The sequence below is a fragment of the Mycolicibacterium phocaicum genome, from assembly GCF_010731115.1.
Classification (GTDB): Bacteria; Actinomycetota; Actinomycetes; order Mycobacteriales; family Mycobacteriaceae; genus Mycobacterium; species Mycobacterium phocaicum.
This window is the reverse complement of the sequence record NZ_AP022616.1, coordinates 532,512-545,944: the sequence shown is the minus strand read 5'-3', so window position 1 is coordinate 545,944 and position 13,433 is coordinate 532,512. Positions and strand designations below refer to the sequence as shown.

The 13,433-nt window shown below is 68.1% G+C and carries 11 protein-coding genes; 2 read left to right on the top strand and 9 right to left on the bottom strand.

Annotated features, from left to right (window positions below; translation table 11 throughout):
* Nucleotide 1: 1 nt before the first annotated feature.
* The 3 genes from G6N46_RS02630 to secA2 are packed head-to-tail and all read right to left on the bottom strand — an operon-like array spanning nt 2 to nt 3,907.
* Nucleotides 2-943 (bottom strand): DUF881 domain-containing protein, encoded by a 942-nt coding sequence (locus G6N46_RS02630; protein ID WP_138249418.1) that lies wholly within the window; start codon nt 941-943, stop codon nt 2-4.
* Nucleotides 940-1,551, bottom strand: coding sequence for a CDP-alcohol phosphatidyltransferase family protein (locus G6N46_RS02625; RefSeq protein ID WP_133427538.1), 612 nt, complete (start codon nt 1,549-1,551; stop codon nt 940-942). The genes G6N46_RS02630 and G6N46_RS02625 overlap by 4 nt, the downstream gene beginning before the upstream one ends.
* A 10-nt stretch (nt 1,552-1,561) precedes the next feature.
* Nucleotides 1,562-3,907 (bottom strand): accessory Sec system translocase SecA2, encoded by a 2,346-nt coding sequence (secA2, locus tag G6N46_RS02620; RefSeq protein ID WP_138249419.1) that lies wholly within the window; start codon nt 3,905-3,907, stop codon nt 1,562-1,564.
* Between the two features lie 136 nt (nt 3,908-4,043).
* On the opposite strand from secA2, the gene G6N46_RS02615 reads away from it, so the two are divergent.
* Nucleotides 4,044-5,966: an ABC transporter ATP-binding protein/permease gene (locus G6N46_RS02615; RefSeq protein WP_138249420.1), complete on the top strand. Its 1,923-nt coding sequence runs from the start codon at nt 4,044-4,046 to the stop codon at nt 5,964-5,966.
* Here the strand turns inward: G6N46_RS02615 and G6N46_RS02610 are convergent, their stop codons facing one another.
* The 6 genes from G6N46_RS02610 to G6N46_RS02585 form a co-directional block, all read right to left on the bottom strand.
* The gene (locus G6N46_RS02610) at nt 5,967-7,445 is read right to left on the bottom strand and encodes an FAD-binding protein (protein WP_133427541.1); all 1,479 of its coding nucleotides are present in this window, start codon (nt 7,443-7,445) and stop codon (nt 5,967-5,969) included.
* Nucleotides 7,446-7,575: 130 nt separating this feature from the next.
* Nucleotides 7,576-8,217, bottom strand: coding sequence for an SRPBCC family protein (locus tag G6N46_RS02605; protein WP_138249421.1), 642 nt, complete (start codon nt 8,215-8,217; stop codon nt 7,576-7,578).
* On the bottom strand, nt 8,214-8,549 hold the full coding sequence (locus G6N46_RS02600; RefSeq protein WP_138249422.1) for an ArsR/SmtB family transcription factor: 336 nt from the start codon (nt 8,547-8,549) through the stop codon (nt 8,214-8,216). The genes G6N46_RS02605 and G6N46_RS02600 overlap by 4 nt, the downstream gene beginning before the upstream one ends.
* A 61-nt stretch (nt 8,550-8,610) precedes the next feature.
* Nucleotides 8,611-9,291: an Rv1815 family serine proteinase gene (locus tag G6N46_RS02595; RefSeq protein ID WP_060999820.1), complete on the bottom strand. Its 681-nt coding sequence runs from the start codon at nt 9,289-9,291 to the stop codon at nt 8,611-8,613.
* Between the two features lie 193 nt (nt 9,292-9,484).
* Nucleotides 9,485-10,105, bottom strand: a complete 621-nt coding sequence (locus G6N46_RS02590; protein ID WP_138249423.1) for a LysM peptidoglycan-binding domain-containing protein — start codon at nt 10,103-10,105, stop codon at nt 9,485-9,487.
* Between the two features lie 160 nt (nt 10,106-10,265).
* On the bottom strand, nt 10,266-11,135 hold the full coding sequence (locus G6N46_RS02585; protein ID WP_138249570.1) for a sterol desaturase family protein: 870 nt from the start codon (nt 11,133-11,135) through the stop codon (nt 10,266-10,268).
* Between the two features lie 146 nt (nt 11,136-11,281).
* Here G6N46_RS02585 and malQ point away from each other — a divergent pair, with 146 nt between their 5' ends.
* A complete protein-coding gene (malQ, locus tag G6N46_RS02580; protein ID WP_138249424.1) occupies nt 11,282-13,429 on the top strand; it encodes a 4-alpha-glucanotransferase in 2,148 nt (715 codons plus the stop codon).
* Nucleotides 13,430-13,433: the final 4 nt, after the last annotated feature.

Sequence of the window (13,433 nt, the reverse complement as noted above, 5' to 3'; positions counted from 1 at the left end):
CTCACTTTGGTCCGATCTCCTTGGAGAAGTTGACATCTCGTACCGACGCGGCCGACACCGTGAGCCGGTCCCGGGTCTGGACGCTGATGCCCACCCCGTACGACTGGGCGAGCAGCATCAGCCGCTGCATGGCGGGCGTCTGCTCGAACACCTCCTGCATGGCGTGCGGCGGCCCGATGGCGACGATCACGTAAGGGCTGGCGACCGGCTGGTTGTCGACGAGGATGCCACCGCCGGCCTGCCGCATGGTCACGTTCGGCCCGATCCGCACACCTCCGACGGAGACCGCCTCGGCACCGGCCGCCCATAATGAGTTGACGGCCAGCTGCAGGTCCCGGTCCAGGATGATCTGCGGGCTACCGGCAACCCTCTGCTTGGACACGTCGGACAGGTTCGGGCTCGGCGGCGGCTCGGTGACGGTGACGGTGAGGCCGGGTCCGGTCACCGCGGTCACGCCGGCACCGAACTCGGCCTGTTCGAGGGCGGCCAGCAGTTCACGGCCTTTCGCGTCGCCGGCCAGCCGGCTGCGGCGTGCAGCCTCGACCTGGCCGGCCAGCGCGTCGCGGGTGGCGGTGCTGTCGCGCGTCCGCTCCTCGGCGGTGCGCGCGTTGGCCGACAGCACGTGTTGAGTCTGGTCGTTGGCCGGAGCCATCGACACCGCATGCTGCGCCGCCGTCACGAACACCACCGACACCGCGGCGACGCCGACCAGCAGCCAGGCGCCGTCGGCGAACCGGGGGCGGCTGCGCCGGGCACCGTCGCCCGCGGCGGCACGGCGCTCGGCGGCGGCGGCGTAACCGGGGTCCAGGTGGTCGGTGAGCAGCGAACGCAGCAGCGACGGCACCGGAATCCGGACCGGCTCGTCGGCGACGTGACTGTTGCGGCCGGCCTCCGGCCAGTAGCCGCCCAGCGCCCGGTCCCGGGGAGTCCCGGCTTCAGTCACGCGGCGGACCTCGTCATCGGCGGCAGGTCCCGCAGCACCATCGACACCTGGATCAGGTACAGCACCGCCGACCACAGATACATGGCCATGCCCCACGCCAGGAACGCCCAACCGCAGGCCAGCACCACCCGGCTCCAGGCGTCGGGCCACTGCCCCAGCAGCACCAAGGGGAAACCGGACATCAGCGCGAACGTCGCGGCCTTGCCGATGTAGGTGACGGGCAGCGCCGTCAGCCCGCGGCCGCGCAGCAGCGGCAGCGTGGCCGCCAGCACGGCGTCACGGCCGATCAGGGTCAGCACGAACCACCACGGCACGACGTGCGCGATCGCCAGCGCGACCGGCACGACGAGCATGTAGATCCGGTCGACCAGCGGGTCCAGCAGCTCGCCCAGCCGCGACGACTGGTTCGGCACCAGGCGTGCGATCTTGCCGTCGGCCCAGTCCGAGAAGCCGCTGAACATCAGGATCGCGACGGCCCAGCCGTTCGCGTGCGCCGACAACAGCAGGTACAGGAATACCGGGACCAGTAGCAACCGCAACGCGCTGAGCGCGTTGGGAATCGTCAGCACCCGGTCGGCCGCGCCGGCTTCCGGATCGCTGGTCGTCATGCGACTAAACCTAACGGAATACCCCGGGCAGGCTCAGCGCTGCCATCGTGTCGTCCGCCAGCGGGTTGTCGTGAATCATGTACGTCCACGTCGATGTCGGGCGCGCCAGCTTGGACAGATCCAGGCCGGGCTCGTCCGCCAGCACGTTGGCGGTCTCGAAGGTCTGTTGCGCAGCCTCGATGGCGTCGGCCGCCAGCGACGCGAACGCGTCGACCGCCATGCGGTGGAACTCGTCGAGCGGGTCCTGACGTCCCAGCGCGCGCAGGTGGATGCTCTCGCGGATGTCGGACAGGTAGGCCAGGTGGTCGGCCCAGCCGCGGTCGAGGTGGTACAGCATGATCAGCCGGCAGATGCGCTCGAGCTCGTCCTCACCGACCTCGTCAGCCAATTGCTGGTACCGGTCCGGCGCCAGCTCCTTGAGTTCGTCACGCGCGGTTGTGGTGCGCAGCAACGTCTCTCGGCGTTCCACGATGATCGCGCGCTGCTGCGCGGTGAGCTGGTTGTAGCGCCAGGTGTTGGCGTGGACGTCCAGCAGCCGGCCCTCGGCGACGCGCTGGGCGTGCTCGAGCATCTGGCCGGCGCGGTCACTGATGATCCGGCCGTCTTCATCGGTCTGCATCGGCAGCTTTTCGGGGTCCAGGTGCGAGACGACGACGTCGTCCTCCCAGCTGGAGAAGAACACCGATGATCCCGGGTCGCCCTGACGGCCGGCGCGGCCGCGCAGCTGATTGTCGAGGCGCTCGGTGTGGTGCCGGCCGGTGCCGATGACATGCAGGCCGCCCAGCTCCGCGACGGCGTCGTGGTCGGCTTCGTCGGATCCGCCGAGGCGGATGTCGGTGCCGCGGCCGGCCATCTGGGTGGAGACGGTGACGGTGGCGAGCTTGCCGGCCTCGGCGATGACGGCGGCTTCTTCCTCGTCGTTCTTGGCGTTCAGCACGACAGCGGGCACGCCGGCCTTGACCAGCTTCGCGTGCAGCTCTTCGGATTCGGCGACGTCGCGGGTGCCGACCAGCACCGGCTGACCGGTCGCGTGGATCTCCTGGATGTGCTCGATGACGGCCTGGTTCTTGGCGGCCGCGGTGATGTAGACGCGGTCGGCCTCGTCCTCGCGGATGTTCGGCGTGTTCGGCGGGATCGGCGACACCCCGAGCCGGTAGAACTGGCGCAGCTGCTCACCGGCGGCCAGCGCGGTACCGGTCATGCCGCACACCGTCGGGTACCGGTTGATGAGGGCCTGGACGGTGATGGTGTCGAGCACCTCGCCCGTCTCGGTGGTCTCGATGCCTTCCTTGGCCTCGACGGCGGCCTGCAGGCCGTCGGGCCAGCGCTGCAGCGACGCGATGCGGCCGCGCGAGGCGTTGATGAGGTGAACGGCGTTGTCCCGCACGATGTAGTGCACGTCGCGCTGCAGCAGCACGTGGGCGTGCAGGGCGACGTTGACCTCGGTCAGGGTGGTGCCGATGTGCTCCTCGGAGTACAGGTCGATGCCGCCGAGCGCCTTCTCGAGCTTGCGCGCGCCGGCGTCGGTGAGGTGCACGTTGCGGCGGTCGGCGTCGGTGTCGTAGTACTGCAGCGAGTCGTCGACCCGGTTCTCGGAGGTCATCTCCCCGACCAGCCGGATGATCTCCATGCGCGGGGTCTCGCGGTGGGTGGTGCCGGCGAGCACCAGCGGCACCAGCGCCTCGTCGACGAGCACGGAGTCGGCCTCGTCGATGAGTGCGACGTCGGGCCGCGGCGACACCAGGTCGTCGACGTGGGTGACGAGCTGGTCGCGCAGGACGTCGAATCCGATCTCGTTGACCGAGGCGTAGGTGACGTCGCATTCGTAGGCGGCGCGCCGTTCGGCGGCCGTCGACTCGGCGGTGATCCAGCCGACCGTCAGGCCCATGGCGGCGAGCAGCGGTCCCATCCACTCGGCGTCACGGCGGGCCAGGTAGTCGTTGACCGAGATGACGTGCACGTGCCGTCCCGCCAGCGCGTAACCGGCAGCCGCGATGGCGCCGGCCAGGGTCTTGCCCTCACCGGTGGCCATCTCGACGACGTCACCGGCCATCATGCGCAGCGCGCCGAGGAGCTGAACGTCGAACGGGCGCAGGCCCGTCGTGCGCTCTGCGGCCTCGCGGGCGATGGCCAGGAACTGCGGGATGTCGGCGGCATCGGCGAGCTCGGACAGCTCGAGCAGCTTGGCGGCCTTGGTGATCTGCTCGTCGTCCAGCCCCGCGGCCTTGTCGTCGAATTCGGCCGACGCCCGAACCTGATTCATCGATCGGTTCTGGTTCTTGTCGGTGGAGGCACCGAGCAGCTTCCAGAACTTGCTGCTCAGCCGGCCGGATTTCGCGGTGCTCGTTTTCGCCACAGGTCAAAGGTACCGGTCCGGTCCGGCGGCACTTCTGCAACCATCCACCTGCCCGAGACCCGCGGAAGGTGACCGGCGTCTCACGTCCATGCCTGTCGCAGCGCGCACGTCAACAGAGCACGGGTACCTTGCGGGGATGGATTTGTTCACCCCGACCCTCGAATGGGGCAGTGAGCTCACGACCTCGCTGTGGTGGATCGCGAAAGCCTGGCTGATCGCAGCGGTATCGACGCTGGTGGTGGTGACCGCCATCGGCCGGTTCACGGTCTGGGGGCGGCAGTTCTGGCGCATCACCGGCGGCTACTTCGTCGGCCGCGCGAGTATCAAGGTGTGGCTGTGGCTGGCGGCGCTGCTGCTGTCGGTGATCACCGGCGTTCGGCTCACGGTGCTTTTCAGTTATCAGAGCAACGACCTGATGACCAGCTTCCAGGTGGTGGCCTCCGGTCTGGCAGGTCATGACCAGACGGTGAAGGACTCCGGGGCGCACGGGTTCTGGATGTCGATCGGCATCTTCTCGCTGCTGGCCACGCTGCACGTCGGGCGCATCATGCTCGACCTGTTCATGACGCAGCGCTTCATCCTGAGGTGGCGCGCGTGGCTGACGGATCAGCTCACCGGCGACTGGCTCGATGGCAAGGCCTACTACCGGTCGCGGTTCATCGACGACACCATCGACAACCCGGACCAGCGCATCCAAAGCGACATCGACATCTTCACCGCCGGCGTGGGTCCGCTGCCCAACACGCCCAACAACATGACCACCTCGACGCTGCTGTTCGGCGCCATCAACGCCATCGCCTCGATGCTTTCGTTCACCGCGATTCTCTGGGAACTGTCGGGACCCCTGACCATCGCCGGATTCACCCTCGACAAGGCGATGTTCTGGGTTGGCATCGGCTATGTGCTGATCGCCTCGATCGTCACCTTCTGGATCGGCCGCCCGATCATCTGGCTGACGTTCGACAACGAACGCTTCAACGCGGCGTTCCGCTATGCGTTGGTGCGCTTGCGCGACGCCGCCGAGGCCGTCGCCTTCTACCACGGTGAGGCAGCCGAGCGAACCGGCCTGCGCCGGTTGTTCGCCCCGGTGGTGGCCAACTACAAGCGCTACGTCAACCGGATGATCGGCCTCAACGGCTGGAACCTGTCGATGAGTCAGATCATCGTGCCGCTGCCGTATGTGTTGCAGTTCCCCCGCTTCCTCGCCGGCGAGATCAAGCTCGGCGACATGAACCAGACCGCGTCGGCGTTCGGCAGCATCCAGGACGGCCTGTCCTTCTTCCGCAACGTGTACGACCAGTTCGCCGGCTACCGCGCTGCCATCATCCGTCTGTACGGCCTGGTCACGGCCAACGATGCGGCACGGCACCTGCCCGAACTCGCGACCGAGGACTGCCCCGACGACACCATCACGCTGGAGAAGGTCACAGTGAGTACTCCGGACGGACGCGAACTCATCGCTCCGCTGGATTTGTGCCTGTATCCCGGCGAGGCGCTGGTGATCACCGGGCCGTCCGGCGCCGGCAAGACCACGTTGTTGCGCAGCCTGGCCAAGCTGTGGCCCTTCTGTCACGGCGCCATGCATTTCCCGATGGACGAGAACGAGACGCTGTTCCTGTCGCAGCTCCCCTATGTGCCGCTGGGTGATCTGCGCACCGTGGTGTCCTACCCGCGCAAGTCCGGGGACTACACCGACGCCGAGTTGCAGGATGTCCTTGCCAAGGTCGCGCTGCCGCATCTGGCGAGCCGCCTCGACGAGGTCGACGACTGGGCCAAGGTGCTCTCCCCCGGCGAGCAGCAGCGCGTCGCCTTCGCCCGCGTGCTGCTGACCCGGCCGAAGGCCCTGTTCTTCGACGAGTCCACCTCGGCTCTCGACGAGGGCCTGGAAATGATGCTGTACCAACTGGTTCGGACAGAACTGCCGGATACCACCGTGGTCAGCGTCAGCCACCGCAGCACCGTCGAGCAGCACCACCAGCAGGAGCTGGAACTGCTGGGCAACGGCGAGTGGCGGCTCACCCGCATCGAAGACCAGGACGGCGAACCCGCCCGGGTCTGATCACCGAGTGGCGGCGTGCTTTCCGGCTCGCCGGCCGAAGAAGGAGCCTTCGCCCAACTGGGTGCCGCTGGCATAGCCTCGGCCGTCCTGTGCGATGTTCGACGCGCAGGCGCCCGCCGCGTACAGCCCCGGCACCGCGGTGCCGTCTTCGCGCAGCACCTGGCCGTCGATGCTGACCGACAGTCCGCCCATGGTGAATCCGGAGTACAGGGCCCGGCCCAGCGACAGGTCGAACGCTGCCCACGGTCCATTGTCCTGCGCCGCAACGTAATCCGGCTGCTTGTGAAAGTCGGGGTCCTCGCCGCGCGCGGCGTTGGCGTTGTAGCGCTCCAGCGTCGCTGCCAGGTTCCCGGCCGGAATGCCCAGTGCCTCTTCCATTTCCGCGATGGTCTCCCAACCGTCGATGAAACGGATCAGCGGCATGGCCGGCATCTCGGTGTGCGCCTCGTCGACGATCAGGTAGGCCAACTGGTCGGGCTGCTCGAGCACGAAAGCCGATGTGCGCGAGTGGTATGAGTCCTCGTTGACGAAGCGCTGCCCGTCCTTGTTGACGATGACACCCGTGAGCAGGATCTCCGGCGGGTAGCAGGCGGCAGTGATGAACAGCTGGTCCAGGTTCTTGGCGACACCGCCGGCGGACACGCCGAGCTTGATGCCCAGTCCGTCGTCGTTCGGGTTGCCCAGGATGTAGGGCTCAACTTCCCCGTGGTGCTTGGTCTTTCGCTTCTGCCCCAGCGCCGGCGTGTGCTCGGCCACCATCTCCGGGTTCATCGCGAAACCGCCCGCGGCGATGACCACCGCGCCGGCCTTGACGGTGCCCGTCACGCCGAAGTTCTTCCAGCGGACACCGACCACGGCACCGGCGTCGTCCACCACGAGGTTGGTCGCGCCGGTCTCGTAGCGCATCTCGACGCCGAGCTCGTCGGCGCGTTTCAGCAGCAGCTTGATGACCATGTCGGCGCCGCCCAGTTCGCCCGGCACCGGGACCGAATGCCCGCGCGGCGCGGCCTTGGCCTGCTCGCAGAACGGCCACACCTTCTCGTTGCCGGTGTAGGACAGCCCCTCGGTGCCCGGCGGCACCACCACCTTGCCGGGGTAGTAGCTGCGCTCGAACTGAAAGCCCAAGTCCTCCAACCAGTTGAAGTGCTCGACGCTGCCGTCGCAGTAGGCGCGGATCTTGTCGTGCTCGGGGTCGTGGGCGACGGCGACCAGGTACTTGTACATCTCGTCGGCGGTGTCGTCGTGGCCGGTGGCCTGCTGCACCGCCGTGCCGCCACCCAGGTAGAAGTGGCCGCCGGCCATGGATGTGGTGCCGCCCGCACCGGCGGCCTTCTCCAGCACGAGGACCTTGGCGCCCGCGGCCGCAGCGCTGACCGCGGCACAGCCACCGGCGATACCGAAGCCGATCACCACGACGTCGGCCTCGTCGGACCATTCGGTGACGTCGGCGGCGTCGACGGTCTCGGGCACTGTTTGCATCGTCTCTCCTGGGCCGGTCTCGGGGTGGTGTCCGGCGCGGTCGAATCCGGCAACCTGGACACGTGTCTGATCAGTGATCGACTAGACAATAACGTCGAGACGAGACCATGGCTAGAACGTGTTCTAGTTTCTACTCGCTTTCGGCACCGAGATAGGCCGCGATGCACCGGGCCGACGCGGCGCGCGCCTGCTCGGGATCGGTGCCACCGGCGATATCGGCCGCACACCAGGCCGCGCCCGATTCGCGCGTGAACCGGCGACCTTCCTCGCTCACGGTCCACTGCGGACCGAACGACGGATCGATGGCCTCCCCCGTCGACGTGTGGATGGCCAGCCCGAGAAGCGCACCGTCCCAGCCCATACCGACGGCACTGGGACCGTACTGCGCCCAGAACTCGTCGTCATCAGCGGAGGCGATGTGGTCGAGCTCCAGACGCGCCGAACCGTCGCCGGCGTCGAGTATTCGCAGCTCGATCCAGCTGACCTGGCCGTTGCACTCCCAGGTGGCAGTGAAGGTATGTGGCGGATCGCATGTCAGCACGGTGCCGCCGGCGTTGCCCTCCAACTGGAACGCGCCGCCGACCGTGAGGTCGCCGGTGACCGGCAGGAACCACCGCGGAATGCGGTCCCGATTGGTACAGGCGTCCCACAGGTCGGCCACGTCGGTCGGATACGTCTGACTGATCGTGACGACGCGGGCCTCGCCCGCCTGCCACGTCCGCGTGCCGACCCTGCGTTCCACGGCGTTGATCTGTGCGGTGACGTCGATCATGACTCCCCCTTGCGGTTACGTTTTCCGCGCGCCACCTCGGTGGCCAGCGCGTCCAGATGCGGTCGCCAGAACTGGCGGAACCCGGCCAGCCAGTTGTCGATGTCCTGCATGCCCCGGCCGTCCACGGCGTACAGCCGCCGCTGACCGTCCGGGCGCACACTGGCAAAACCGTTGTCGCGCAACACCTTCAGATGCTGCGATACCGCCGGTTGACTGATCGAGAACTCAGCCTGAATCGTCGTCGCGATGGCGCCCACGGTCAGTTCACCGTGCGCCAGCAGTTCCAGGATTCGGCGGCGAACCGGGTCCCCCAGGACATCGAAGGCGTGCACCACGCCAAGTTATAGCCGTGACTTATATAAGTCAAGGGTTACATATCAACGCAGCAGCGCGTCAGCCGTCAGAGGCCTGCTGCACGACGGCGTCATTGGTCTGCTGATCTGTCGCGCTCCAGGAGACGGCCGCGGGGAAATGGCCCCACGTGCTGTTGAAGACGCCGACGAGGACGGCCCGGTTGTCCGGGGTGACGGTGTAGACCGGCCCGCCGGAGTCACCCTTCTGGCTGACGATCCCGTTGGACATGGTGAACCAGCCGTTGTTCACGGCGTCGACGGTGCCGCACGTCTCACCGGTGACGACGCCGAAGTGGCAGACGGGTGCGCCGCGCTGGGGATTCACCGCGGGATCGGTGACGAGCATCCGCCCGCCCGGCAGAATGTTGTTCACCATGACGTCGCCGGCGATGTTGATGGACTCCCAGTCGGAGATCTGGTGGTCGGTCGCGATCGTGGCGCCGTCCGGCGTGTTGTCCCGGAACGTGATCATGGTGCCGATGAAGCGGCCGTCCTTGTCGGTCACCGGGCCATTGCCACGGCAGTGACCTGCGGTGTAGCCGGTCCGTGCGACCGGGTCGACATAACCCAGCGTGCAGCGCGTGGTGCCCTGGTGAATCTCCATGCCCGGGTACACGAGTACCCCGGGATCAGCCGACGCGATCGGCGCCGGGGCGCCCACGGCGAACATCGGCACGGCGACCGCGGCTACTGCAGCGGCCCGCAAACCCCCCACAAACATGACCTTGCTCCCATCACCTCGGGACGGACGTCGCGCCAGCCTACCCCGCAAACCCGAACGCGGGATGGGAAAGCCCCCGCCCCCGGCGACCGGCGGCCGTCCTGCACCAGCAAACAAACTGCCCATGAAATCGGACGTTGAAACGCACTGGCGGCCCGGATCTTTCGATCCGGGCCGCCAGGGTCCGTCCAGGTCAGGGAATGGTCAGGAGCTGACCGGGCTGAATCAGGTCCGGGTTGTCGATTCCGCTGGCACCGGCAATCTCCGGGTAGCGGTTGCCGTCACCGTAGAACTGCTCGGCGATGGCCCACAGGGTGTCGCCGGACTGCACGGTGTAGGTGCGCGCCGCCGGCGGCTCGGGCGCCGGGGCGGGCTCGGGCTCGGCGATGACCTCGGCCGCGACGGGTTCGGCAGCCACCTCGGCCACCTCGGGCTCGGGGGCGGGCTCCGGCGCGGCCTCGACCGGCGCCGCGGGCACCTCGTCGGTGTGGGTCTCGGACGACCACTTGGCGTCGTCGCCGCTGTAGAGGACCAGGTTGCGGTCGTCCTGCAGCACGAGGCGGACGTTGTCGGCGCCGGCGGTCTGGCTGGCCCACACCGGCTTGTCCGGGGTGTACAGCACGAAGTTGCCGTCCTCCTGCACCTCGGCACGCTTGACGTCCTGGCCGTCGGTGGCGGTGGCCCACACGGACTGCTCCCCCGCGTACAGCACCAGGTTGCCGTCGTCCTGCAGCACCAGCCGGTACGCACCGTTGTTCGACGTCAGCGACTGGCCGACCTCGAGCTTCTCGCCCTTCTGAAGTGTGTCACCCATGAAAGTCCTGCTCCTTTGGTTCGATTCACCCCTGTCGCCCATCGACAGTACCGACGGTTCCGGGGAACGCCAGCGTTTGCGCTCGCCGAAATCAAAACAGTTGGCAAACAATGAGTTATCGCCGAGAAATCTCAGCGTTCTGACAGCGTTGACGCCCCTGTCAGCGAACCGGCGCGGGCCCGGGCCCGGCCGGCTGCCATCCCGGCGGGCCGAAAACGTAGCCCATTCGGTCTCCGAACCCGTTGGCCTGGCGCACATCTCGGACCATCGAGACATATTCATGCGTCTGCAGTTTCCAGATATCGTATGTACCAACGGGTTTGGTCAATCCGTAGTTCGGCCGCGCGGTCTCCGGCGTGAAGCTGCCGAACATCCGGTCCCAGATGATCAGGATGCCGCCGTAGTTCTTGTCGAGGTACTGTTGGTCACGGCCATGGTGCACACGGTGGTGCGACGGCGTGTTGAAAATGTATTCGATTGGCCGCCATAGCTTTCCGATGCGCTCGGTGTGAATCCAGTACTGGTACAACAGGTTCAGCGAGAAACTGGCGAACACGATCCAGGGCGGCACGCCCAGCGCCGGTAGTACCGCCTTCATCGCCAGGTCGCCGGAGGGGTTCCACTTCTGCCGCAGCGCGGTGGACAGGTTGAAGTACTCGCTGGAATGGTGCGCCTGGTGGGTGGCCCAGAACAGCCGCACCCGGTGGGCCATGCGGTGGTAGGTGTAGTAGATCAGGTCGACCCCGAGGATGGCGATCACCCACGTGTACCAGGCGTCGCCCGGCAGGTGCCACGGCGCGACATACACGTACAGCGCCGCGTAGCCGACCAGCGCGAGGAAATTCAGCACACCGCTGGTGAACAGCGACACCGCACCCATCCAGATGCTGGCCCAGGCGTCGGCGCGCAGGTACGCGCCCGACGGCGGCCGCTGCTGCTCGTCGTGCGCGAGCTTGCGGGCCGCGCCCCACTCCAGCAGCAGCGCCACCACGAAGAACGGGATGGCGTACGACACCGGGTCGTGCAGCATGGTGGGCAGCACGTCGGACAGCAGATCGGAACTCACGTCGACACCTCCGCGCGCAGCGTATCCGGACGCGCACCGTCCACCGGCCGTGTTCGCGACAGTGCGCGCTCAGCTCCCATGGTGCGCCGAATCCCGGCAAGATGGCGCGCATGACTGAACGCACCGCGTCGCTCGTCGAGCTTGCCCGACGCCACGGTGTGGCCACCGAGTACACCGACTGGAGCGGCGCGCAACACGCCGTCGCCGCGGCCACGCTGGTCGCCGTCCTCGCGGCGCTGGGCGTGCCTGCCGATTCCGAGGACGAATGCGCGGCGGCCCTTGCCGACCACGAACGCGCGTACTGGCAGCGCACCCTGTCCGCCACCATCGTCGCCCGGGCGGGTCAGCCGTCGAGTTTCTGGGTCCACGTCACCCACGGCGCCCCCGTCGGCGTGTGGATCCGGCTGGAGGACGGTTCGGTGCGGGCCGGCCTGCGCCAGCTGGAGAACAACCGGCCGCCGTTCGATCTCGATGGCCGGCTGGTGGGCGAGGCCACCTTCGAACTGCCGGCCGATCTCCCGCTGGGCTACCACCGCCTGCATGTCCAGGCCGGCACCGCAGGGGACGCCGACGCCGTCCTGATCGTCACCCCCGATGCGCTGACGCTGCCGAGCCGCCTGGGCAGCGGCCGGGCCTGGGGCCTGGCCACCCAGCTCTACAGCGTGCGTTCGCAGAACTCTTGGGGCACGGGCGATCTCACGGACCTCGCCGACCTCGCTGTGTGGTCAGCCGCGCGGTACCACGCCGATTTCATCCTGGTGAACCCGTTGCACGCCGCCGGCCCGGTGGCGCCCATGGAGCCGTCGCCCTACCTGCCGACCTCGCGGCAGTTCGCCAACCCGCTCTATCTGCGGGTGCAGGCCATCCCCGAATACACCGCCGTCCGCACGCCGGCCACGCTGCGCAAAGCCCGCGCCGACGCCCAGTCCCGCGCCGACAAGAACGAGTTCATCGACCGCGATGCGGCCTGGAAGTCCAAACGCAATGCGCTCAAGGAGGTGTACCGGGCCCACCGCTCGGCGGGCCGGACCATCGCCTACGACGGCTACCGGCAACGGACCGGCCGCACGCTCGACGACTTCGCGACGTGGTGCGTGCTGGCCGAGAAACACGGCGACGACTGGCGCGACTGGCCGGCGGAGTTTCAGCACCCGGACCATCCCGCGGTGCGGGCCTTCGCCGAAAAGCACAGCAGCCGTATCGATTTCCACCGGTGGCTGCAGTGGCAGCTCGATGACCAGCTGACCGCCGCGCAGGCCACCGCGGTGCAGGCGGGGATGGCGCTGGGCATCGTCCACGATCTGGCGGTCGGCGTGGATCCGGGCGGCGCCGATGCCTGGGCGCTGCAGGATGTGCTGGCCACCGGGGTGTCGGGCGGAGCGCCGCCCGACGAGTTCAATCAGCTGGGGCAGGACTGGTCGCAGCCGCCGTGGCGGCCGGACGAACTCATGGAGCGCGCCTACGAGCCGTTCCGCGCCGTGGTCAGGGCGGTGTTGCGGCATGCCGGCGGCGTCCGCATCGACCACATCATCGGCCTCTTCCGGCTGTGGTGGATTCCCAACGGTGCGACGCCGGTCGACGGCACCTACGTCCACTACGACCACGAGGCGATGATCGGCATCGTGGCGCTGGAGGCACACCGGGCCGGTGCGGTGGTGGTCGGCGAGGACCTGGGGACCGTCGAACCGTGGGTTCGCGACTACCTGCGCGACCGCGGCCTGCTCGGCACCTCGATCCTGTGGTTCGAGGCCGACCAGGACGGCGGACCGCTGCCCGCGCCGCGATGGCGCGAATACTGCCTGTCGGCGGTGACGACGCATGACCTGCCGCCGACGGCCGGCTACCTGGCCGGTGCACATCTGCGCCTGCGCCGCGACCTGGGGCTGCTGACCCGCCCCTACAAAGAAGAGGTCGCGGCCGATCGCGCCGACCAGCAGCGCTGGCTGGACGTCCTGCGGGCGGCGGGGTTGCTGCCGCCGAACGCGCCCGAGGCGATCGACGCCGACCAGATTGTCCTGGCCCTGTACCGCTACCTCACCCGCACCCCGTCGCGGCTGCTGGCACTAGCGCTGCCCGACGCCGTCGGCGACGTACGGACCCAGAATCAGCCCGGGACCACCGACGAATATCCGAACTGGCGGGTGCCGCTGGCGGGTCCCGACGGCCGGAAGATTCTCCTCGAAGACCTGTTTTCCGATCCTCGTGCGGCTGCGTTGGCGCAGGTGATGGCCGACGCGGTGACGCCGGGATTGAGTTGATTCG

Coding starts and splice junctions, on each gene's coding strand:
- G6N46_RS02595 (WP_060999820.1), bottom strand. CDS start 9,291: ATGTTTGTGGGGGGTTTGCGGGCCGCTGCAGTAGCCGCGGTCGCCGTG.
- malQ (WP_138249424.1), top strand. CDS start 11,282: ATGACTGAACGCACCGCGTCGCTCGTCGAGCTTGCCCGACGCCACGGT.
- G6N46_RS02615 (WP_138249420.1), top strand. CDS start 4,044: ATGGATTTGTTCACCCCGACCCTCGAATGGGGCAGTGAGCTCACGACC.
- G6N46_RS02610 (WP_133427541.1), bottom strand. CDS start 7,445: ATGCAAACAGTGCCCGAGACCGTCGACGCCGCCGACGTCACCGAATGG.
- G6N46_RS02625 (WP_133427538.1), bottom strand. CDS start 1,551: ATGACGACCAGCGATCCGGAAGCCGGCGCGGCCGACCGGGTGCTGACG.
- G6N46_RS02585 (WP_138249570.1), bottom strand. CDS start 11,135: ATGCTGCACGACCCGGTGTCGTACGCCATCCCGTTCTTCGTGGTGGCG.
- G6N46_RS02605 (WP_138249421.1), bottom strand. CDS start 8,217: ATGATCGACGTCACCGCACAGATCAACGCCGTGGAACGCAGGGTCGGC.
- G6N46_RS02590 (WP_138249423.1), bottom strand. CDS start 10,105: ATGGGTGACACACTTCAGAAGGGCGAGAAGCTCGAGGTCGGCCAGTCG.